Origin of the sequence: Shewanella sp. 10N.286.51.B2 (assembly GCF_041469265.1) — a bacterium.
Classification (GTDB): Bacteria; Pseudomonadota; Gammaproteobacteria; order Enterobacterales; family Shewanellaceae; genus Shewanella.
This window is the reverse complement of the sequence record NZ_JBFRKH010000001.1, coordinates 54,796-78,194: the sequence shown is the minus strand read 5'-3', so window position 1 is coordinate 78,194 and position 23,399 is coordinate 54,796. Positions and strand designations below refer to the sequence as shown.

The window sequence follows — 23,399 nt, the reverse complement described above, 5'->3', positions numbered from 1 at the left end:
CTGACTCGACAATCTTTTGAGTATGCTGCGCGGCTTGTGACTGTTCATCTGGCTCATAAAGTTGAGCATCTTGTTGTTCTTTCGCCATGGCAAGTTCAGCTTCTACTGCCATATAATCGGCTTCATTTTGCCAATCTTTAAAATAATGCTGCAATCGTTTTGATTTTAATAAATAAATAGCTGACCAAAAGATAAATAATGCATCAAGTGCAAAGCTGACTTTGAAAACAAAATGATCGTGAACCAGGCGTTGGCTAAGTAATAAAGCATCAACAATCAGTAGTAGCCATAGAATGTACTTAATCTGATTAAATAGCGGCCTTAATACCTGTGGGCTGCGTTTTCGCTCCGCAATCACTAATCCATAAATAATTACCGCACCAACCCCGCTCGCTAATGCCAGTAAAAAATCGCTTTTTTCAGGATAAAATAGTCTCACGAGCCCAGTGCGATCGTTAAATTGGGTTAACGATGCAATAAAGACACACCAACCACGGGCGAGAAAGATCAGCATTAAATACAAAAATATCGGCGGTTTTATATGGCCCTTGTCATCAAGCCAAGTGATATTGCTAAAATTCACAGGGTATCCAGTTTATTAGGTAAAGGCTTACTTGCTTAGTTCGAAGCTAGGTAAGCCTTAACTTATGCTATTAATAAATTGCCAGTAGCTACTTTTTAAGATTATTTAAAGCGACTAATTGTTAGTGATTAGTGTTTATTAATTAATAATTAGTGACTTAGCAAATCTAATAAGCCTTGTTCATCAATCACTTTCACGCCTAAGTCTTGGGCTTTGGTTAACTTAGAACCTGCAGCCTCCCCCGCGACTAAACAGTCGGTGTTTTTAGAAACACTGCCGGCCACTTTTGCCCCCAGCGCTTGTAACTGCGCTTTAGCATCGTTGCGATTTAACTGAGTTAAGGTACCTGTTAATACCCAGGTTTGGCCTTTAAGGCTTAAGGCTGACTCATCAACGGCTTCAAGAGCAGGCCAATTTACACCCGCAGCGACTAACTTATCAATCACTTCAAGGTTATGGGGCTGAGCAAAAAAATGCGCTATATGTTTGGCAACAATCACGCCGACATCATCCACTTCAATTAACTCATCAATGCTGGCCGCTTTAATGGCATCAAGGGTTTTATAATGGCTGGCTAAATTGGCTGCGGTGGCTTCACCAACTTCACGAATACCTAAGCCATAAATAAATCTTGATAAGGTAGTGGTTTTGGCATCATCAATGGCGGCAACCAGCTTAGTCGCCGACTTCATTGCCATACGTTCTAGCATGGTGATCATCGATGCTGTAAGGGTAAACAGCTCAGCAGGGCTTTGTACTAATTCTTTATCAATCAGTTGCTCAACCACTTTGTCGCCCATGCCATCGATGTTTAATGCTTTGCGAGAGGCAAAATGTTTAATGGCTTCTTTACGCTGGGCTTCACAAAATAAGCCACCACTGCAACGTGCTACCGCTTCACCTTCAAGCCGCTCAACTAAACTGTCACACACTGGGCATGCTGTCGGGAAGGTAATCTCTTTAGCATCATCAGGGCGCTTTTCAGCCACAATGGCAACAATTTGCGGGATAACATCACCCGCGCGGCGAATAATCACCGTATCGCCGACTTTTACGCCTAAACGCGCAATTTCATCAGCATTGTGAAGCGTGGCATTTGATACAGTAACACCGCCAACAAACACCGGTTTTAAACGCGCAACTGGGGTTACTGCGCCGGTGCGGCCAACTTGAAAATCAACCTCTTCAAGTAGCGTCATCTCTTCTTGCGCAGGAAACTTATAGGCTATTGCCCAGCGCGGCGCTCTAGCGACAAAGCCTAAGGTTGTTTGTTTGGCAATATCATTTACTTTAATTACCACTCCGTCTATCTCGTAAGATAAACTGCTGCGGCGCGTCATAATATCGCTATAGTAAGCAAACACTTCAGGTAAGCTGTCACAGACTTTAACTTCTTGACTAACAGGTAAGCCCCATTGTCTTAATTGGGTAAGCTGCCCAAAGTGACTCTGTGCCATTGGCGAGCTTTCACCTTCGACCACACCTAGAGCATAAGCGTAAAAGCCTAATGCGCGCGTGGCGGTGATTTTGCTGTCTAATTGACGAATACTGCCAGCGGCGGCATTACGTGGGTTAACAAAAGTCTTCTCGCCTTTGGCCTGTTGACGCTGATTAAGCGCATCAAATGCTGCTTTAGGCATGATCACTTCCCCACGCACCTCCATCAGTTCAGGGAAATCATCACCCCGAAGCTTTAACGGAATCGAGTTAATGGTGCGCACATTATCTGTGATGTCTTCACCTACGCTGCCATCGCCTCGCGTTGCTGCGCGCTCTAATACGCCATTACGATATAAAATACTCACCGCTAGACCATCAAGCTTTGGCTCACAGCAGTAACTGACCGTATCTACTTTATCACTAATACGTTTATTAAAGGCTTCAAAGTCTGCTTGCTCAAAGGCATTATCTAAACTGAGCATCGGCTTTAAATGGGTAATTTGATCAAACTTGGCCAGTGGCGCGCCGCCAACTCTTTGGGTGGGAGAATCAATGCTAATCAACTCAGGATGAGCCGTTTCAAGCGCAATAAGGCGCTGCATTAAACGGTCATACTCAGCATCAGGAATACTCGGCGCATCATCCACATAATAAAGAATATTATGACGGTGTAGTTCACTGCTAATTTGCTGTATTTCTGTTTTAATGTCTTGCATAAAATCACTCATCTAAAAAGCAAACAAGGCCGCAAGTGCGGCCTCATTGTAAAATATAATAAAATTTAAGAAACGGCTCGAATTCGGCTTAAGTATGCTTGTTTATTAGTATCAGTCCAGGCGTTACGCTTGTCGTCTAACACTTCAGCGCCTAAGTCATCAGCCAGTTGCTGGGCTGAATTAAGCATAATTGAGAAATTTCTTAACGCATCGCCATGGCAAGGCAATGTCATAAATAACACCACACCTTGAGTGGCAAACTGTTCCATATTGTCAGGGTCAAATACCCCAGGCTTTAACATGTTAGCCATGGAGAATAGCACTTTTCCATTACCGGCATTATCTTGATGACGATGGAAAATATCCATATCGCCGAATTTAAAGTTAAGCGATAACAAACAAGGTAATAGCTCGGCGCCTTGTAATTGTTCACCGTCACGGGCAACCACATGCAGTACTAATACATCTTGCGGCTCGCCAAGTGGCTCTTCTACTGGCTCAGCCTTTGGCGCAGTTTCGACAACAGGAGTGAGCGGCTCTTGTGCTAAGGTTTGATGTTCTGGCGAATGAACACTTGCAGAGCTCACATTAGATTCAGCTTTGGTTACTGAGGCTTTTTCAATAGGGTCGTCAATAAACGGTTCATTAGAGTCATCATTAAACTCTTCACCAAACAGCGCTTGCTGGGTTGGTATATGCTCTGGTTCTTTGGCAGCGGTAGTCATTACGGGATCTTTTCTACCCGGATGGTAACTTGGCGCTTGCACATTCACTGCTGATTGGTTTTGTAGGCCAATGCCCTTTTTTGAACCCGCTGCAGTAATTTCTAGCTCTGCACTATCAAGTTGACTGCTGCTTACATTAGGCTTTAAATGTGGGCTAACCTTCGACTGTCTCATAACAGGCTCAACTGAGACCTCGTCAGCTTTAACCCGTCTCACTTCACCAATACCATCAGCGTCAAACCCCTGTGAGTCACGCTGCTCTGCTTGGCCTTTATAAAACCCCGTCATTGGGTTGTCTTTTAACGTTTTAGGTTGTTGTTTACGAATAGACCAAAACCCATGTACCAATACTGCGATAATCGCTATTGCGCCTAGTATTGACAAAACCAGTTGAAAATCTTCCATTGGTGACCCTGTAATCCTATTTATTCTATTTATTCAGCGTCGGCAAGTGCCACCGCTTCTTCGATATCGACTGCGACTATACGTGAAACGCCCGGTTCATGCATAGTGACACCTATTAATTGATCAGCCATTTCCATGGTGATTTTATTATGGCTAATATAAACAAACTGCACACTCTGTGACATCTCTTTTAATAAGCGGCAAAAACGCTCAACGTTGGCATCATCTAAGGGTGCATCAACTTCATCAAGCATACAAAATGGTGCTGGATTTAGTCTAAATATGGCAAATACTAATGATAAAGCGGTTAAGGCTTTTTCTCCACCACTAAGAAGGTGAATAGTACTATTCTTCTTGCCGGGTGGTTGCGCCATAATGGTCACACCCGTTTCAAGTAAATCATCATCCGTTAAGGCTAAATAGGCTTTACCACCGCCAAAAACCTTAGGGAATAACTTTGATAAGTCCGCATTGACCGCATCATAAGTGGTTTTAAATCGAGTGCGAGTTTCCTTATCGATTTTACGAATGGCCTCTTCAAGTGTGGCTAAGCCTTTATTTAAATCATTATCTTGATTATCTAAATAAGCCTTACGTTCACTTTGCTGCTCAAACTCTTCGATTGCCGCGAGGTTAATGGCCCCTAAATGACTGATTTGAGCTCTTACTTTATCAAGGTTTCGCTGCCATACAATGACTTTAGCTGTTTCAGGAATATGCGCTATCACATCTTGAATCTTTATCTGTTGTTCTTCAAGTAACTGAAATTGGCCATCGGCCTGACCTTTTAATCCTTCACGACGTAACTTTAACCCGCTGAGAGACTGAGTCAAGTTTTGCAGTGCACCAAGCTGTTGTTTTTGAATCAATACCGCACTATCGAGCCGAGTTTGTAACTCTGCCTGCTGTGTACGATTTGAATTCAGTAATTGTTGTTTAGCTTGCTGAATGTCGAGTTGCGCGTTTAATTGTGTTTGCAGCTGTTGTAATTGCTGCTCACCTAAACTGGCATTAGTTTGCTGCGAAGATTCCCGCAGCTGCTTGATTTGCGCTGTGGTGGACTCGCTCTGCTGGGTTTGCTGGCTAATATTGGCTTGTAATACTGCTACTTGAGTGTGCAATTGTTGCATTTTTTGCCGGCAACTATTGCTATCACGCTCTTGCTGACTGCGGTTAGCTTTATAATCTCGTAGCTGCTGACTGGCAGTTTGCCAATCTTGATTTACTTGCTGCTGGGTTGCCAACTGCTGTTGATGCGTTTGCTGGGATAACTCAAGCTCGGCAGTTAATCGCTCTATCGCTTGTTGACCTGCGCCAATTTGTCCTTGCAGCTGAGCCACTTGTTCATCAAGGCTTTTTTGTCGGCGTAATCTGTCTTGTTGCTGCAGCACCAAACTGTGGCTCTGAGCATCAAGCTTACTGCAATCTAATTGCAACTGGTGATGTTTAAGTTGAGATTGACTCAATTGCGCGTGAGCATCGCCAACTTGCTGAGTTTGTAAGCTCACTTGCTGCTGCAACTGCAACAATTGCTCATTTAATTGGCTAATTTGTATTTGTAATTGCTGGTACTCATTTTTAAGTGCCAGCTGTGATTGCTTAGAGTCGGCTTTTTTAAAGACAAAGCCATGACCCACTAAATAACCATCTTGAGTGGCAAAAATGCCATCTGAGCTTAACTGCTTAAGCTGCGCTTTTGCCTCATCAACACTGGCACACCAGCTTACATGGTGAAGCCAAGGGGATAAATTAACCGCAGCGCTAATTTGGTGATTCAGCGCGCTCACCTCACCTGTGGCAATAAAACCACTCACTGATGGGCCAATTGCACCACCAGCATCAATCACTTTGGTGGCTAAAATGCCTTGCAGTAATACATCAACAGCCTTTTCCCAGCCTGGCGTTACCTCAATGGTTTGCCATAAAGCTTGCTGATCATCGTCATTGCTGGTTAGCCATTGCTCAATCAGCTCACTTCTGGCGCTTAGTGACGATAACTGCTGTTTTTGCTGCTGATAATCTTCACTTGCCTGAGCTAGCTGTTGTTGCTTATCTTCAAGTTCATCAGTGAGTTGATGTTTGATTTCATCTTCTAATTCAAGTTGCTCTTTAAGGGCGGTTAACTTGAGGTCAAGTGCGGTTAATTCAGCTTGTGAGTCAGACTCAGTATTTCGCTGCTGCTCAGCACTAAGTTCGATTAACTGCTTTTGTTGCTGCGACAGCATTTGTTGTTGATGCTGCAATTTGCTCTGGGTTAGTGCCGCTGCCATTTTGGCATTCGCCGCGCCATCAGATAACACCGATAAATGCTGCTGTAAGCCTGCCGCTTTTTGCTCAACATCTTGCAGCTGAGCATCAATAACGCCCAGCGCTTGTTCTGCTGCAACAAGTTCAGGTTTGCCCTCAGCTAACTGCGCCGTTAATTGTTGCTCTTGCAGCATCAAGGTTTGCAACGCATTACTAGCAACTTGCTGCTGCGAAATGAGATCTGCTAATTGTTTTTCCAGCTGATTATCTTGTAGCTGTTGATGTTTAAGCTGTTGTTCAAGCTTAGCGATTTCTGTGCCTGCTTGATAATACTCGGCCACCAGCTGTTGCTCAGCAGCGGTTAATTCTGCAATTTGGGTTTTAAGCTGAGTAAGGGTTAATTCAGTGGTTTCACCATCAGCATTGGCAGCAGCTAAATTAACTTCAAGTTGTAAAATCTCTTGGGCAATATTGTCGCTTTGGTTTTTAAGCTCTTGATAGCGCATCACCAACAATTGCGCATGTAAGTCACGTTCTTGTTGCTTAAACTCACGATATTGCTTGGCGGCCTGCGCTTGTTGTTCAAGCTTGTCGATTTGGCTACCGAGCTCTAAGCGAATATCGCCCAATCGCTCCAAGTTTTCACGGGTATGGCGAATACGGTTTTCAGTTTCACGGCGGCGTTCTTTATAACGGGAAATGCCTGCTGCTTCTTCAATAAAAACCCGCAGTTCTTGGGGTTTAGATTCAATAAGACGCGAAATCGTCCCCTGCTCGATAATGGCATAACTTCGTGGGCCCAAACCTGTGCCCATAAATAAATCGGTAATATCTTTACGGCGACACTTTTGACCATTCAAAAAGTAATTTGAGTCACCATCGCGACTGACTTGTCTTTTTACCGATATTTCTTGATAACTGGCATATTGGCCTGCTAATCGACCATCGAGATTTTCAAAGCTCAACTCAATGCTGGCAACTGACACGGGTTTTCTGGCGCTAGAGCCATTAAAAATCACATCCATCATCGAGTCGCCACGCAAATGCTTAGCAGAGCTTTCGCCTAGCACCCAGCGCACGGCATCAATGACATTGGATTTACCACATCCATTGGGGCCTATAATGGCCGTTAAAGGTTGGTTGAAGGGAATTTTGGTGGAGTCAACGAACGACTTAAAGCCAGCAAGTTTTATTTGTTTTAATCGCATTGTGCTTGTGAAGTTGTTCCAGTGAGATTGATTAAGAAGCGTCGATGAATAATCATCTCGTCTGCGTAAGACGGATAAAGTACAACTTTACCAATCGCGCTGCATTTTGTAACGATTTTTATGACTTAAACACACTTTAAGGCTTGTTTTCCGCTCAATGCATCACCACAATCATCATAACTAGTTTTTTCAAGGATGTAATCGATGCCAATTAAACCAATGAAAAGTGGTGTTAATTATTTTATGGATGGGTTTAAGCTCATAAAACAACCGGGGCTACGAACCTTTGTCTTCATTCCATTAATGGTTAACTTAGTTTTATTCTCAACGGTCATTTATTTTGCCATTGGTAAATTAGATGAAATGTTTGCTTGGATGAACGGCCAAATCCCCGAATACCTCACATGGTTAAATTTTTTCCTGTGGCCACTGGCGGTTGTTAGCTTATTAGTGGTGATGTCTTTTATCTTTAGCTCAGTGATGAACTGGATAGCTGCGCCCTTTAATGGCCTGCTGGCTGAAAAAGTTGAGATGCACCTAACGGGTAAGTCACTTAACTCTGGCACAACGGTAGATTTAATTAAAGATTTACCGCGAATAATGGGTCGAGAGTGGACTAAATTAAAATACTACCTGCCTAGAGCATTACTGTTTCTAGTGTTATTTATCGTGCCTGTTGTTGGCCAAACCGCCGCGCCCGTTTTATGGTTTTTATTCAGTGCATGGATGATGGCAATTCAGTATTGCGACTTCCCATTCGATAACCATAAAGTGCCGTTTGAGGATATGAAGTTTGCCCTCAATCAAACTAAAGGCACCAGCTACACCTTTGGCGCCACAGTAACGCTGTTTTCAATGATCCCGATAGTGAACTTTATCGTCATGCCAGTAGCTATTTGCGGCGCCACCGCCATGTGGGTTGATAAATACCGTGATGCTTATAAGCATCCAGAAATAGCACCTGAATAGTTTCGCAATGAGAATATCGTTGTTGATTCTGCGGTATTGATATCAAGAGGCCTCGACATTTTGTTGAGGCTTTTTATTGCATATCTGTCTCTTACTGAGGTTTGTGACTAATACTTTGATTATTTGCTGTTGCCTTTAAGTATGCATATGAGGCTAACGTTAGGAAGCGGCCTATTGAGCATGCGTCATCCTAGTTTTTAACAAGTAAATATTTATCAATTGTTAATTCCAAGCCCTCAAACGCAAGTAACAACTAAAAACATTTTAATCACATAAAATTAACGACTTTAGTATGACTTTCTGCGACAATCTCGCAAACTAACAATAAGTTACAGATTCATCATGAGAAGTATTGTGAAAAAATACCTGACAACACCTTTGTTTCTATCAAATTCCACCATTAGAAGCGCAGCTATTTTAAGCGTGTTTTTTAGCACTTTTCTGCTCCCTGCTTCTGTTATCGCTGGTGATGCAAGTCAATTTAATATCGCCATTCCAACCTTATCCGAGGCTGTAGAAATCGATGGCGAGTTGAATGAGCCACAGTGGCAACAAGCTGCCACTATGCAGCTTAAATATGAAACCTCACCGGGTGAAAACATTGCCGCCCCCGTTAGCACTGAAGCGAAAATATTTGCCACAGAAACCAGTTTGTTTGTTGCCTTTTTGGCTAATGACCCAAACCCTGAACAGATCCGCAGTAATTTACGTGACCGCGATAGCTCATGGGGTGATGATCAAGTGGGTATTAAGCTCGACACCTTTAATAATGCCCGCCTTGCCTATCAGTTTTTTATCAACCCTTATGGGGTTCAAAATGACTCTATTGAAAATGAGTTAACAGGTGAAGAAAGTGATGCTTGGGATGGTATCTGGTATGGCAGCGGTAAGATTACTGCCCAAGGTTATCAAGTTGAAATGGAGCTACCGTTAAGACTATTTAACTTTGATGATAATAAAGACCTGCAAACTTGGGGGATTGAGTTAATCCGCTTCTATCCAAGAAACGAAACTCACCGTATATCAAGCCATAAGATCGATCGCAATGTGTCATGTCAATTATGTCAGCTCGGCACCGCAACAGGCCTTGAAGGCGCTAAGCAAGGTAAAGATATTCAAATTACCCCATCAGTGGTGGCAACCAGTAATAATCAACGTAATCTTAATCCTAACCAGCCTTGGGAAGATGATAATCATGTTGAAGCTGGGCTCGATTTACGTTGGGGCATCACCCCTACAACGTTATTTAATGCCACCATTAATCCTGACTTTTCCCAAGTAGAAGCCGATTCTGGTCAGCTAGATGTTAACAATACTTTTGCGTTATTTTACCCTGAAAAACGTGCTTTCTTTTTAGATAATAAAGATTATTTCGATACCCAATTAAGCCTATTACACACTCGTAATATTGCCTCACCTGACTATGGGGTAAAGCTTACCAGTAAAACTGATGATCACACTTTAGCTGTGTTGGCGGCTAATGACGAAAATACCCAGTTTTTAATCCCGGGTAACTTAAGCTCAGATATCGCCACCATTAACGAAGAAAGCTATAACCTTGCAGCAAGGTACCGCTTTGATCCCAACAAGAAGCTATCTTTTGGTGGTCTGGTTACCGCTAAAACCTCAGAGAATTACCATAACTATGTTGCCAGTGTTGATATCAAGTATCAGCCCACTGAGCAAGATACTTTTACCGGGCAATATGTATTTTCAGACACGCAATATCCTGATGATTTGTTTCAACAGTTTTGCCAAGGCGAGGATTGCAGCGCACCGCCACAAAGCTGTGAGTTGGGTAATTGTGAATACAATGAACGCGTGCTACGCACTAACAAGCAAGATAACTTTTCCGACAGTATGTACCGGGTAAGCTACGACCATATTCGTCGTAACTGGCGCGCCTTTAGCCGTTATGAATCCATTGGTGAAGACTTTAGAGCTGACTTAGGTTTTATTGACCGAATTGATGCCAGTAAGTTTGTCGTCGGCGGTAATTATGTTTGGTACCCAATGGAAAACTTTTTCAACAAAGTGGTATTTGGCGGCGATTGGGACATTACCCACAATCAAAATAATGAAAAAATTGAACAAGAAGCTGAGGTGTATATTGAGTTTAACGGCGGCTTACAAAGTTACATCTCAACCGGTTTTGTTCACAAAGACCGCGTAGGTAGACGCCATGATGGCTCATCACTGGCCATTGATGGCAATGCCACCATGTACGATATTAATTTCAATTGGTTGTACGCCAACTTTACCCCGATACAGTCACTGAAATTAGAAATTGATATGAACTACGGTGATGATATTGATTACGCCAACGACCGTGCGGCTACTGTGACTATGTTTAACCCAGCGGTGGAGTGGAAGGTGACTGAGTCAATCATCTTAGATGTGAATCATCGCTACCAAACCCTTGATGTTGATGAAGGTACTTTGTTTACCGCTAACCTGACTGATTTACGTCTCAATTGGCAAATCAGCTTAAATAGTTTTTTACGTTTAAGCAGTGTCTATACCGATATTGAGCGCGATCCAAGTTTATATCAATACCAATCGCCGAATAAGCAAAGTCAGAATTTAGGCAATGAAATTTTATATGGCTATAAGCTAAATCCACAAAGTGTATTTTATCTGGGTTATTCCGACGGCTTGGTTGCTACCGATGAAATCGATTCATTAACCCAAAAAGATAAAACCTACTTTATGAAAGTAAGTTATGCCTGGTTACTGTAGTTATTAGTCGTTAGTTGTTAGTTGTTAGTTGTTAGTTGTTTAAGATTTTACCCATTGATGATCAAAAAGACTGCCTTGGCAGTCTTTTTGATTTAGTTGAAAGTACACACAGTTAAAATTAAGTCTTCTCTAAAATAATACTGCCAACAGAGTAGCCTGCTCCAAACGAGCAAAGCAGACCTAAATCACCAGTTTTAAAGTCCTGATTATATTTATTAAAAGCAATAATCGAGCCCGCTGAAGCCGTGTTTGCGTATTCATCTAATACCACTGGTGCCTGCGCTGCATCCACATTGTCACCAAGCAGTTTACGCACCACAAACTGATTCATATTGATATTGGCTTGATGTAACCACAAGCGTTTAAATTCATTAGCTTGTATCTGCTCTTGTTCGAGTTGCTTGTCTAAATGCTGATAAATCATTGGCAACAACTCTTTAAATACCTTGCGCCCTTGTTGATGAAACAACTTATCACTGCTGTTAGCATTGAGCGGATCACAGCGATTCATATGGCCAAAATTACTGCGGATATTATTAGAGTAATCAGTAACGCATTTGCTCGACAGCACATTAAAAGCAAACTCAGTGTGAGCATTGTTCGCTTTTTCAACCACAACTGCGGTTGCGACATCGCCAAAAATAAAGTGGCTATCGCGATCGCGATAATTAACCTGCGGCGAACATATTTCAGGATTAATCACCAATACCCTAGATGCTGTACCTGACTGCACGGCATTGATCGCATTGACTATGGCAAATGTAGCTGACGAACACGCCACCAACATGTCGTAGGCAAAGCCCTTTGTGCCCATGGCTTGCTGAATTTCGATAGCAATTGCAGGGTATGAGCGCTGAGTATAAGCACAGGCAACAATCACTAAGTCAATGTCACTGGCGAGCAATTTAGCCTGTTCTAAGGCTTTATTCGCCGCCGCGATACCCATTTCAGCCTGCATAGATAATTCGGTACTTGGGCGATCTTTTATCAAAGGCATCATGATGTCAGGCTCTAAAATGCCCTCTTTGACCATCACATAACGCTGCTTAATTCCTGAGGCTTTTTCGATAAATTCAGCCGATGAGTGGGCTAATGCGTTTAATTCACCATTCGCGATTAAGCTAGCATGCTGGCTGTTATATTGGTCGACGTAACGATTAAGGCTTGTTACTAGCTCTTCATTACTAATGCTATGGGGTGGGGTGTAAAGTCCACTTCCTGAAATCACCACTTTGTTCATATTATATCTGCCATTAAGGTATTGGGGAGTAACAAGTTTCCCACCTCGACATTGCCATACTGATAACTTTTGGCCATCTGGTTAATACAGGGAAAATTTTACAATTAAAACAAGTCTATTGGGTTCTGGCATTTTCGCTAAGCACTAATTGACGATTTGCTAAAGGTCTGACCATCTAAGCGAGTAATAATGTGCTTAACTGTTGCAGCAAAAGTAAATGATTGTTAATTAAGAAGATGCTTTATTATTATAGTAGAGTTTGCTTTAATAACTAAAAGGAATAACGAATAACTAACTGTCACTGTTAAAGCCACCTAAACCGATTATCATTAGACAATGCAAACAAGGAGCTAAACCATGAGCAACATTTACGAAGACAATTCATATACGCTAGGTAATACCCCACTAGTGCGCCTTAATCGAGTAAGCAATGGTAATGTGCTAGCAAAAATAGAAGCACGCAATCCAAGTTTCAGTGTTAAGTGTCGTATCGGTGCCAACATGATTTGGGATGCCGAAAAGAAAGGTACCCTCAAAGCTGGTATCGAATTAGTTGAGCCAACCTCAGGTAATACTGGTATTGCACTAGCTTATGTTGCTGCCGCGCGCGGTTACCAGCTAACACTTACTATGCCAAACACCATGAGCCTTGAGCGCCGCAAATTATTAAAAGCATTAGGTGCTAACCTTGTGTTAACTGAAGGCGCTAAGGGCATGAAAGGCGCGATTGATAAAGCAGAAGAAATTCGTTTATCTGATCCTTCAAAGTACCTTATTCTCGGTCAATTCAGTAACCCTGCGAACCCAGAAATTCATGAAAAAACCACAGGCCCAGAAATCTGGAATGACACCGATGGTAAAGTCGATGTATTCGTAGCAGGTGTTGGTACTGGCGGTACTATTACGGGTGTGAGCCGTTACTTAAAAAGTCAGAATAAAGATATTGTGTCAGTGGCGGTTGAGCCAGTTGATTCTCAAGTTATTGCTCAAGCTAAAGCAGGTGAGCCTCTGCAACCTGGACCGCACAAAATTCAAGGTATTGGCGCAGGTTTCATCCCTGGCAACTTAGATTTAGATTTGGTTGATCTTGTGCAAGCTGTTAGCAATGAAGATGCAATTGATATGGCGCGCCGCTTAATGAAAGAAGAAGGTATCTTAGTGGGTATTTCTTCAGGTGCAGCTGTAGTTGCAGCGAATCGTATTGCTGAACTGCCAGAGTATGCAGGCAAAAATATTGTTGTTATTTTGCCTTCAGCTGCAGAGCGTTACTTATCATCAGCACTATTTGCTGGCGAATTTAGCGATAGCGAAAACGTACAGTAACCATATTTAGTGACTGATTGCTAAAAATCGCTAAACACTTTAAAAGCTCTGCATTTGCAGAGCTTTTTATTGGTTTAAACAAACGTAACTACCTGCACATAAGTAAGTTTCAATTCAACTATCTGCAACTTCTAAGGCGTGTGTCCCCAAAATGCATTATCCCGCCCTAGTATGTCGTTAACAAGCTCAACATCTAGAGCTAGATCAAGCTCCTATTTAATAGTGTTTGCTAATATCGCAGCACTTTTTCTCCTGCTGCTAGAGCAATCTTCATTTTATGTCTTTTTATCAATCACCGAAAAAAATATCCGCCTACGATGCTAAATTCGAAGCACAAAAAATAGCCTTCGCACCTGTAAGCTTTCAAGTGGCCCGTTGCCTTAGCCAATTCGGCCTACTGGCACAAATTGATGCAGCAGGCGATCAAGGTATTAGCTTAGCGCAGTTAGTAAATGATGCTGACGTATCTGAGTATGCTATTCATGTTTTGCTAGATATGGGTCTAAGTATGGGTCTGCTTTGGTGCAAAGATGAGCTTTACCGCTTAGATAAAACAGGACATTTCTTATTACATGATGATATGGCTGCAAAGAATCTGAACTTTATTCACGATGTCTGTTACCAAGGTTTGTTTGAATTAGAAGCATCACTTCGTAATGGCAAAGCTGAAGGCTTAAAATACCTTGGCGATTGGGACACCATTTACCCGGGATTAAGCCAATTACCTGAGCAGGTTAAACGCAGCTGGTTTGAGTTTGACCATTACTATTCCGATCATGCGTTTGATAGTCTTTTACCGTTAATTTTTCGATCTAAGCCACAACATATTGTTGATGTGGGCGGCAATACAGGTAAGTGGGCGTTTGCTTGCACAGGCTATGATGACCAAGTCAACATCACCATTATGGACTTGCCGGGGCAGTTAACTGTAGCGATGGAAAATGCCAAGATAAATCAGGTTGCCGATCGTGTGCATCCACTTGAAACCGATTTGCTTGATAGTGATAAACCTTTCTATCAACATGCTGATTTATATTGGATGAGCCAATTCTTGGATTGTTTCTCAAAACAGCAAATTGTCACTATTTTAAAACGCGCCGCTGCTGCTATGCGCTCTGATAGTGAGTTGTGTATCTTAGAGACTTACTGGGACAGACAACCATACGAAGCGGGTGCCTACTGTGTTAACGCCACCTCACTATATTTTACTGCAATAGCGAATGGTAATAGCCGCATGTATCACAGTAAAGATATGCTAAAAATGATCAGTGAAGCAGGCCTTTATGTGGATGAAGATATAGATAACATTGGCATAGGTCATACTTTGTTACGCTGTAAGAAAAAGCCTTGTTAAGCTCATTTTTAAGTTAATGACTTATTTAGTCGTTATCACAATAAAAAAACGGCATCAATTCATTGATGCCGTTTTTAATAAATGCCATTTATAATAAATAATATCGCGCCTTGTTTAACTGAAGCCTAAATAATGGGCCGTAATCACTGCAATGCTCGAAAGCACCATTAGCGCTACCATAAAGCGCCAAATAAACTTAACCCAATCACCCCAATCCACTCGGCATACGCCTAAAGTCGCCATCAGCGACGCTGAAGTAGGCACTAACACATTGGTAAAGCCGTCGCCTAACTGAAACGCCAGTACTGATACTTGACGAGTCACACCCACAAGATCTGCCAGTGGCGCCATCAATGGCATGGTTAACGCCGCTTGGCCTGAGCCTGAGGTGACGAAGAAATTAAATACCGACTGGAATAACAACATAAACCAAGCAGATAAGGCATTCGGTAGCTGGCCAATCACGCTACCTGCACTGTGCAAAATACTGTTTAGCACACTCGGTTCTGTTGCCCCCCCACTGCCAATTAATAATAAAATGCCAGAAGCTAAACCCACTAATAGTGCAGGCTCGAGCATGGTGCCTGCACCTTGCTTAAAGCTTTGAGCTACTTTATTCATGGTTAAGCCGTTTAGGTTGAACAATATGCCAATAATACCGACCACAATGCCCATGGTAAAAAACTGGCTGGCAATTTCAGGAATAAACCACGCATGAGCAATCACGCCCCAGATAACCCAGCCTATGGTTGCTGCAATGGTTAGTAATACCAAGATGTCACCCATATTAAAGCGACTGTCTTTTACTGTTCCTTGCTGGTTATCTCTAAAATGCTGATCACTATGAAAACTAAACGACAAGCTGGGTTGCTTTTGAATTTTACTGGCGTAGCGCATGGTAAAAATAATCCCAATGAGGGTAAAGCCAACCCAAAGCCCAAAGCGTACCCCTGCCCCAGATAATACCGGCACCCCTGAAATGCCTTGAGCAATCGCCACACTAAATGGGTTCATCCACGAACTGGCAAAACCAATTTGTGTCGCAACGTAAGTCACCATCACGGTACATATGCCGTCGTAACCAAGGCGGATCATTAACGGGCAAATGATAATTGCAAAGGCGATTGCCTCTTCGCCCATACCAAAAACCGCCCCGCCTAAAGAAAATAAACTAAAGATAACCGGAATAAATAACTGCTCGTTGCCCTTGGTTTTATCGATTAAGCGTAAAATACCGTTATCAATGGTGCCAGTGGCCATCACCACTCCAAATGAGCCGCCAATCACTAACATAAACATAATCACGCCGATTGCGCTGCCCCACTTAGAGCCTGAGACTAAGCCTTCAAAGGCGAAGTTAAAAAAGCCCATGCCACCATCACCTTTAAATAGCCCCATTGGGCTAAGTAGTGGCTCACCTTGTTCATCTGTTGCATAGCTAAACGAATTAGGGTCGACAACACTGCGTGTCTTTTCCACACCATCGACAACATAATGTGCCTCTTGGGTAGTAAAGGAGCCAATGGGCACCACATAGGTCAACAGTGCTGCAGCAAAGGCAACAAAGAATATGATCACTAAGGTATCAGGCATTACTTTGGTTGTTTGGGGGGGATTACTGGCTATTTGTTGCTCTAACATTTCATTACCACTGTTATTGTTATTATCAGGTAGGTTTTATTTATAAAATACTAGCATTTAAATAGTCTTAAATATTGCAGACTTTTAGTTAAAATATCTAAAAATGGCAGGTTAACAATATATTAGCGCCTAAAAAGTAGCCTTAACGCATATTCGTTTGTTATTGAAAAAGTTTAATCGAATAAAAACCAGTCAACAATAAAAGCCTGATGATATTATTGCTTGATATCAAATGCTGCTGAGTTTGAAATCGCTTTGGTAAAAAAGGCTAGCTACAAAAATGCCCAGCAAAGGCTGGGCATTCAAATTAAGACTGACAGTAGTTCTATGCAGACTTCATACTCTAAGGGGCTTAATCGTTTTTAGGCTCAACACGGCTTGTAATAGTGCCGTGACTTGCGCCGTCAGTGCCAAGGGTTAATTTACCTTGTTCAACTAACCAAAAGCCGATGCCAACAAACACCCCACCACCCACTATATTACCTAAGGTTACAGGGATCAGGTTATGAAACACGAAGTTACTCACAGTAAGATCGGCAAATTGTTGCGGGTCTAGGTTAAGTGCTACATAAAAACTATCCGGTGCAAATGAATGGATAGCAATACCAATTGGCACCATAAACATGTTGGCAATACTATGCTCAAAACCGCTGCTCACAAACATGGCTACAGGCAGGATCATCAGTAAGGATTTCGTCAGGAGATCTTTGGTGGCAAAGGTCATCCACACAGCTAAGCACACTAACATGTTACATAAAATACCTAAGGTAAATGCTTGTGACCAAGTGTGATGAATTTTGTGCTGTGCCAGCTTCATTGCACTTAACCCCCATTGACCATCATTGAGTTCAAACATGCGCGCACTCATGATCAGAAACACCATCAATAGTGCGCCGACTAAATTGCCCGCATAAACTCTGGCCCAACAACGTAATTGGGTCGCTGTTTTGACTTTTTTCTGCGCCCAAGGGATCGAGGTTAACACGGTACTTGTGAATAACTCTGTGCCGCACACCACAACTAAAATTAATCCTAAGCTAAACGCAATACCGCCAATAAAGCGTGTCATGCCCCAGCCCATAGTACTGCCGTTAGTCACTGTAATGTAAAACACAAATGCAATCGCAATAAATGCACCGGCAAATATCGATAACATAAATGATTGCCAAGGGCTTTTAGCAACTTTAGCTAAACCAAATGCTTCAGCATTTTGGAAGGTGGTTGGCGTCGCAGCAATTTGCTGTTGATCGCCAGATGCATTTTTCATAAAAACCCCGAGTAAAACTATAAATTAAATTGGTATGACCAAGAACAAAGATTAAAAAATCTACCAGCACCATGACCCAATTAGATTAACAGCCACTAATTAAGTATCAGTTTTGCTAAAAGGTGCTATAAATCAGTATAGCAAGCAATATAGGGCTAAGCAGCCTTAGCAGCACGCTTGCAAAAGGTTAGCAAGAATAGACCCAATTGATTAAATAAAAAACTTTTTGCTCAGAAACTGTTAAGCACTTAACAGTTTCACTGTTCGCATAGCCAGATTTTATTTTTTTAAGTGAAGTTAACCCAAAGCTATGTTAATCTTTGCAGGGTAAATTGGTCTTACCAATTTAGATAAATGGGAAATTTAGCTTAATCGCTATTACGATAACGGTTAAGCCAACGGATTAGATGCCCTTGCGATCATCCATCAATAGGGATCTCAATTTTTGTTCTGCTAACTTGTTTGTAATAGACATCAACTAACATCAAGTCGCAGTTCAGCAGCAGTTAATTGACGAGAAGGTAAATTACCATGACCGATAAAACAGAGTTATTTGCAAATGCGTGGCAAGGTTTTGAAGCTGGCGACTGGAAAACAGAAGTCAACGTTCGTGACTTTATTCAGAAAAACTACAACCCATATGAAGGTGATGAATCTTTCCTAGCTGGCGCTACCGCAGCTACTGAATCACTTTGGGAAAAAGTGATGGTTGGCATCAAGCAAGAAAATGCAACCCACGCACCTGTTGATTTCGACACAGAAATGGTTTCGACCATTACTTCTCATGATGCTGGTTACATCAATAAAGATTTAGAAACTATCGTTGGTTTGCAAACTGATGCGCCGCTTAAGCGTTCAATGCTGCCAAATGGTGGTATTCGTATGGTTGAAGGCTCTTGTAAAGCTTATGGCCGCGAATTAAACGCAGACGTTAAATACACTTATTCTGAATTACGTAAAACCCATAACCAAGGTGTATTCGATATTTATACTCCTGAAATTATGGCTTGTCGTAAATCTGGTATTTTAACTGGTTTACCTGATGCATATGGCCGTGGCCGTATCATTGGTGATTACCGTCGTATCGCGCTTTACGGTATTGACTACCTAATGCAAGATAAATACGCTCAGTTCTCTTCACTTCAAGCAGGTTTTGAAGCTGGCGAAGATTTAACTTACACAATGCAACTGCGTGAAGAAATTGCAGAGCAACATCGTGCATTGGGTCAAATCAAGAAAATGGCAGCAAAATACGGCTGTGATATTTCTCTTCCTGCGACGAATGCAAAAGAAGCAATCCAATGGACTTACTTTGGTTACCTTGCAGCTGTTAAGAGCCAAAATGGCGCAGCAATGTCATTGGGCCGTACTTCTACTTTCATCGATATCTTCGTTGAACGTGACATCGCTAACGGTGTTATCACTGAAGAACAAGCACAAGAAATGGTTGACCATTTCGTAATGAAACTTCGTATGGTGCGTTTCTTACGTACTCCTGAATACGATGAATTGTTCTCAGGCGACCCAATCTGGGCAACTGAATCAATTGCTGGTATGGGTTTAGACGGTCGTACTTTGGTAACTAAATCAAGCTTCCGTTTCTTACACACGCTTTACAACATGGGCCCAAGCCCTGAGCCAAACATTACCGTATTATGGTCAAATGAGCTGCCACAAGGTTTCAAAAACTACTGTGCAAAAGTATCAATCGATACGAGCTCAATCCAGTACGAAAATGATGACTTAATGCGTCCTGATTTCGAATCAGATGATTACGCAATTGCCTGTTGTGTTAGCCCAATGATTGTGGGTAAACATATGCAGTTCTTCGGTGCCCGTGCCAACTTAGCGAAAACCATGCTTTACGCTATCAACGGCGGTGTTGATGAAAAACTAAAAATCCAAGTTGCACCTAAAGCAGATGCAATCACATCTGAAGTATTAGAATTTGATGATGTAATGGGTCGTTTAGACGGCTTAATGGATTGGTTAGCGACACAATACGTGACAGCACTTAACTCTATCCATTACATGCATGATAAGTATTCATACGAAGCTTCATTAATGGCATTACATGACCGTGATGTACGTCGCACCATGGCATGTGGTATCGCAGGTCTTTCAATTGCAGCCGATTCACTATCTGCAATTAAATACGGTACTGTTAAGCCAATCCGTGACGAAGACGGCATTGCAATTGATTTTGATATTTCTGGTGAATATCCAAAATTTGGTAACAATGACCCACGTGTAGATGACATCGCTTGTGACTTAGTTGAACGTTTCATGGCTAAGATCCGTACCATGAAAATGTACCGTAATGCGATTCCAACACAGTCTATTCTTACTATTACTTCTAACGTTGTATACGGTAAGAAAACGGGTACTACACCTGATGGTCGTCCAGCTGGCGCACCATTTGCTCCGGGTGCTAACCCAATGCATGGTCGTGATGAAAATGGCGCAATCGCTTCATTAACATCAGTAGCTAAACTGCCATTTGCTCACGCACAAGACGGTATTTCTTACACATTCTCTATCGTGCCAAATGCACTAGGTAAAGATGAAATTGGACGTCGTGCTAACCTTGCATCATTGATGGATGGTTACTTCATGAGCAACGCTAACAGTGAAGGTGGTCAACACTTAAACGTTAACGTAATGAACCGCGAAATGCTTGAAGACGCGATTGTTAACCCTGAAAAATACCCACAGTTAACCATTCGTGTGTCTGGTTATGCGGTACGTTTCAACGCGTTAACACCTGAACAGCAACAAGATGTTATTACACGTACCTTTACTAAAAGCATGTAATATCAACTAAAATCGGTTGTGCTAATATAAGTGATGTCACTATTGCTAATTAGCACAACCTTTTTTCATTTGTTTGTTCGGAGTTCTCATGACCACAGGTCGCATTCACTCAATCGAGTCTTTTGGCACAGTAGATGGCCCAGGCATTCGTTTCGTTGCCTTTATGCAAGGCTGCTTAATGAAATGCCAATACTGCCATAACCGTGACACTTGGGATTTAGATGGTGGTAAAGAGGTCAGTGTTGATGAACTCATGAGCCAAATCATCAGCTACAAACCTTTCTTAAAATCAGGTGGCGTTACAGCAACTGGTGGAGAAGCGATTCTTCAAGCTGATTTCGTAAACGAGCTCTTTAAAGCCTGTAAACAAAACGATTTGCATACCTGTCTCGATACCAATGGTTTCGTTCGAAAATACACACCGATTATCGATAAACTACTCGATAACACCGACTTAGTATTGCTTGATATCAAGCAAATGAATGATGCCAAACACATTGATTTAACCAAAGTGAGCAACCAACGCACACTGCAATTTGCACAGCACCTTGCTAAACGTCAGCAAAAAACTTGGGTTAGATATGTTGTGGTTAACGGTTTTACTGAAGATATCGACTCAGCCATTGCCTTGGCAGATTTTATCAAGCCGATGACAAACGTTGAGAAAGTTGAATTACTGCCCTACCACCAGCTTGGCACCCATAAGTGGGAAGCTTTCGGTGAAACCTATCCGTTAGAAGGTGTAGAGCCGCCAAGTAAAGAAACGATGGAAGCCATTAAAGCGGTATTCGTCGAGCGTGGAATAAGTGCCAATTATTAAGTTTCGCTAACTTATGATTGACTCAGTCATTTTTAAAGTGTGTAACCCTTGAAGGCTATAGCTCTTCCCAGTAACTGCGATCTAAACGGTCAAAGGCCACTTTTAAAATCACTGCCATATCTAAGTAACACGCTTTAGGGCCCAACGGTTTATTGCTAATCCCCATTGCGGTTAGCTTTGCACTGAGTTGGTTAGCCCAATCAAATAAGGTCAGTGGCAACGGGTGTCTTGCACGCCAGCCCAACCACAGCAAGCCTTGAACAGGTAAGCTGATAAAAAATAATAAAATGGCAATGGCTTGGGGCAAAAACGCCCATCCATTGACATACACTTGGCTCATTGCAGCCAAAATAGCAAAAAAAGGCATGAACATGATGCCTAAATGGGTTGCCCTTACAACGCGGTATTCAGGGAAATAAAACCCAAGTTGTCGGATCATTGGCCACGTTTTCATATAACGTCGACCATCGCCGATGATTTTGAATACTTTTACGTTCAACGGTATGCCCTAAATCAATTAATAGATACATGCACAATAGCACACAGCCCTATTTAGCCCCAAATTTCAGCTAAATTTATCGGCTAATTTGTAAATCATTAACTATGATTGATTGTTGAAATAACAAGGTTTCACATCAATTTAAATTTTGTTCGATTAGAATGTAAAGGTCTCAACATGTCAGAAAAACTCGTATTGGTTCTCAACTGTGGTAGCTCTTCTTTAAAATTTGCCGTTATTGATGCCGTTTCAGGTGATGATTATATCTCTGGTCTTGCGGAATGTTTCGGTTTAGAAGATTCACGTATTAAATGGAAAGTAAACGGCGCGAAAAATGAAGCTAGTTTAGGTGCATTTACTGCTCACCGTGAAGCGGTTGAATTTATTGTTAAAGATATTCTTGCTGGTCAGCCAGAACTTGCTGCTCAAATCCAAGCTATTGGTCATCGTATTGTTCATGGTGGAGAGAAATACTCTCGTTCAGTGCTTATCACTGAAGATGTGATCAAAGGTATCGAAGACTGTGCATCACTGGCACCACTTCATAACCCTGCACATTTAATTGGTATTCGCGCTGCTATTGCATCATTCCCAAAACTTCCTCAAGTTGCGGTATTTGATACAGCTTTCCACCAAACCATGCCTGAGCGTGCTTATGTTTATGCACTTCCTTACAAACTATACCGTGAACATGGTATTCGTCGTTATGGCATGCACGGTACTAGCCACTTATTTGTTAGCCGCGAAGCCGCTAAAGTATTAAACAAAGACGTTGCTGATACTAATGTTGTCGTTGCCCATCTTGGTAACGGTGCATCTGTTACTGCCATTAAAGGCGGAAAGAGCGTTGATACTTCAATGGGTCTAACACCACTTGAAGGCCTAGTAATGGGTACACGTTGTGGCGATATGGATCCTTCAATCGTGTTCCATTTAGTGAACCAATTAGGTTACACCCTTGATGAAGTTCATAACTTAATCAATAAGCAAAGTGGTTTATTAGGTATTTCAGAGCTGACTAACGACTGCCGCGGTATTGAAGACGGTTATAAAGATGGCCATAAAGGCGCAACCTTAGCATTAGAAATTTTCTGCTACCGTTTAGCTAAGTACATTGCTTCTTACACTGTGCCATTAGGTCGTTTAGATGCTGTTATCTTCACTGGTGGTATCGGTGAAAACTCAGATCTCATCCGTGAAAAAGTACTTAATATGCTGCAAATTTTCAACTTCCAAGTGAATGCAGAAAAGAACACTGCAGCGCGTTTCGGTAATGAAGGTATTATCACTGAAGAAGGCAGCACAGTTGCGATGGTTATCCCAACTAACGAAGAATGGGTTATCGCAGAAGATGCTATCAAGCTGATCACTGCTTAATCGTTAATTGCTTAATTCTTTTTAAAGCCTGT

General features: G+C 42.1%; 14 protein-coding genes and 1 pseudogene. 7 read left to right on the top strand and 8 right to left on the bottom strand.

The window, feature by feature from the left end:
• Positions 1-121: 121 nt before the first annotated feature.
• The 4 genes and pseudogenes from AB4140_RS00290 to AB4140_RS00275 form a co-directional block, all read right to left on the bottom strand.
• A pseudogene (locus AB4140_RS00290) lies at positions 122-583 on the bottom strand (DUF2919 domain-containing protein); the annotation flags it as partial.
• Between the two features lie 149 nt (positions 584-732).
• The gene (gene ligA, locus AB4140_RS00285; RefSeq protein ID WP_102440426.1) at positions 733-2,739 is read right to left on the bottom strand and encodes an NAD-dependent DNA ligase LigA; all 2,007 of its coding nucleotides are present in this window, start codon (positions 2,737-2,739) and stop codon (positions 733-735) included.
• A gap of 65 nt (positions 2,740-2,804) precedes the next feature.
• A complete protein-coding gene (zipA, locus tag AB4140_RS00280) occupies positions 2,805-3,869 on the bottom strand; it encodes a cell division protein ZipA (protein WP_102440420.1) in 1,065 nt (354 codons plus the stop codon).
• A gap of 29 nt (positions 3,870-3,898) precedes the next feature.
• Positions 3,899-7,324 carry a chromosome segregation protein SMC gene (locus tag AB4140_RS00275; protein ID WP_371999307.1) on the bottom strand — a complete coding sequence of 1,142 codons (3,426 nt, stop codon included), beginning with the start codon at positions 7,322-7,324 and terminating at the stop codon, positions 3,899-3,901.
• 204 nt (positions 7,325-7,528) lie between these two features.
• On the opposite strand from AB4140_RS00275, the gene cysZ reads away from it, so the two are divergent.
• On the top strand, positions 7,529-8,293 hold the full coding sequence (gene cysZ / locus AB4140_RS00270) for a sulfate transporter CysZ (RefSeq protein ID WP_076540003.1): 765 nt from the start codon (positions 7,529-7,531) through the stop codon (positions 8,291-8,293).
• A gap of 423 nt (positions 8,294-8,716) precedes the next feature.
• The gene (locus AB4140_RS00265; protein ID WP_371999334.1) at positions 8,717-11,032 is read left to right on the top strand and encodes a carbohydrate binding family 9 domain-containing protein; all 2,316 of its coding nucleotides are present in this window, start codon (positions 8,717-8,719) and stop codon (positions 11,030-11,032) included.
• 118 nt (positions 11,033-11,150) lie between these two features.
• Here AB4140_RS00265 and AB4140_RS00260 read toward each other — a convergent pair whose 3' ends face one another.
• The gene (locus AB4140_RS00260; RefSeq protein WP_102439868.1) at positions 11,151-12,272 is read right to left on the bottom strand and encodes a beta-ketoacyl-ACP synthase III; all 1,122 of its coding nucleotides are present in this window, start codon (positions 12,270-12,272) and stop codon (positions 11,151-11,153) included.
• Between the two features lie 357 nt (positions 12,273-12,629).
• Between AB4140_RS00260 and cysK the strand changes: the two genes are divergently transcribed.
• Together cysK and AB4140_RS00250 are read left to right on the top strand one after the other, a co-directional pair.
• Positions 12,630-13,595 (top strand): cysteine synthase A, encoded by a 966-nt coding sequence (gene cysK / locus AB4140_RS00255; protein WP_102439869.1) that lies wholly within the window; start codon positions 12,630-12,632, stop codon positions 13,593-13,595.
• Positions 13,596-13,872: 277 nt separating this feature from the next.
• Complete coding sequence (locus AB4140_RS00250; protein WP_371999305.1) at positions 13,873-14,949, top strand: methyltransferase; 1,077 nt, start codon at positions 13,873-13,875, stop codon at positions 14,947-14,949.
• A 114-nt stretch (positions 14,950-15,063) separates the two neighbouring features.
• Here the strand turns inward: AB4140_RS00250 and yfcC are convergent, their stop codons facing one another.
• Positions 15,064-16,590 carry a putative basic amino acid antiporter YfcC gene (gene yfcC / locus AB4140_RS00245; RefSeq protein WP_102439871.1) on the bottom strand — a complete coding sequence of 509 codons (1,527 nt, stop codon included), beginning with the start codon at positions 16,588-16,590 and terminating at the stop codon, positions 15,064-15,066.
• Between the two features lie 352 nt (positions 16,591-16,942).
• The gene (gene focA / locus AB4140_RS00240) at positions 16,943-17,857 is read right to left on the bottom strand and encodes a formate transporter FocA (RefSeq protein ID WP_102439872.1); all 915 of its coding nucleotides are present in this window, start codon (positions 17,855-17,857) and stop codon (positions 16,943-16,945) included.
• A gap of 531 nt (positions 17,858-18,388) precedes the next feature.
• Here focA and pflB point away from each other — a divergent pair.
• Together pflB and pflA are read left to right on the top strand one after the other, a co-directional pair.
• Positions 18,389-20,671, top strand: coding sequence for a formate C-acetyltransferase (gene pflB, locus AB4140_RS00235; protein ID WP_371999303.1), 2,283 nt, complete (start codon positions 18,389-18,391; stop codon positions 20,669-20,671).
• 88 nt (positions 20,672-20,759) lie between these two features.
• Positions 20,760-21,491, top strand: coding sequence for a pyruvate formate lyase 1-activating protein (pflA, locus tag AB4140_RS00230; protein ID WP_371999301.1), 732 nt, complete (start codon positions 20,760-20,762; stop codon positions 21,489-21,491).
• 55 nt (positions 21,492-21,546) lie between these two features.
• Here the strand turns inward: pflA and yfbV are convergent, their stop codons facing one another.
• Complete coding sequence (yfbV, locus tag AB4140_RS00225; RefSeq protein WP_102439875.1) at positions 21,547-21,990, bottom strand: terminus macrodomain insulation protein YfbV; 444 nt, start codon at positions 21,988-21,990, stop codon at positions 21,547-21,549.
• Positions 21,991-22,167: 177 nt separating this feature from the next.
• On the opposite strand from yfbV, the gene ackA reads away from it, so the two are divergent.
• A complete protein-coding gene (gene ackA, locus AB4140_RS00220; protein WP_102439876.1) occupies positions 22,168-23,367 on the top strand; it encodes an acetate kinase in 1,200 nt (399 codons plus the stop codon).
• Positions 23,368-23,399 lie beyond the last annotated feature (32 nt).

Excerpts from the sequence above, each read along its gene's own strand:
- ligA (WP_102440426.1), bottom strand. The coding sequence starts at position 2,739 with ATGCAAGACATTAAAACAGAAATACAGCAAATTAGCAGTGAACTACAC.
- zipA (WP_102440420.1), bottom strand. The coding sequence starts at position 3,869 with ATGGAAGATTTTCAACTGGTTTTGTCAATACTAGGCGCAATAGCGATT.
- AB4140_RS00275 (WP_371999307.1), bottom strand. The coding sequence starts at position 7,324 with ATGCGATTAAAACAAATAAAACTTGCTGGCTTTAAGTCGTTCGTTGAC.
- cysZ (WP_076540003.1), top strand. The coding sequence starts at position 7,529 with ATGCCAATTAAACCAATGAAAAGTGGTGTTAATTATTTTATGGATGGG.
- AB4140_RS00260 (WP_102439868.1), bottom strand. The coding sequence starts at position 12,272 with ATGAACAAAGTGGTGATTTCAGGAAGTGGACTTTACACCCCACCCCAT.
- cysK (WP_102439869.1), top strand. The coding sequence starts at position 12,630 with ATGAGCAACATTTACGAAGACAATTCATATACGCTAGGTAATACCCCA.
- AB4140_RS00250 (WP_371999305.1), top strand. The coding sequence starts at position 13,873 with ATGTCTTTTTATCAATCACCGAAAAAAATATCCGCCTACGATGCTAAA.
- yfcC (WP_102439871.1), bottom strand. The coding sequence starts at position 16,590 with ATGTTAGAGCAACAAATAGCCAGTAATCCCCCCCAAACAACCAAAGTA.
- focA (WP_102439872.1), bottom strand. The coding sequence starts at position 17,857 with ATGAAAAATGCATCTGGCGATCAACAGCAAATTGCTGCGACGCCAACC.
- pflB (WP_371999303.1), top strand. The coding sequence starts at position 18,389 with ATGACCGATAAAACAGAGTTATTTGCAAATGCGTGGCAAGGTTTTGAA.
- pflA (WP_371999301.1), top strand. The coding sequence starts at position 20,760 with ATGACCACAGGTCGCATTCACTCAATCGAGTCTTTTGGCACAGTAGAT.
- ackA (WP_102439876.1), top strand. The coding sequence starts at position 22,168 with ATGTCAGAAAAACTCGTATTGGTTCTCAACTGTGGTAGCTCTTCTTTA.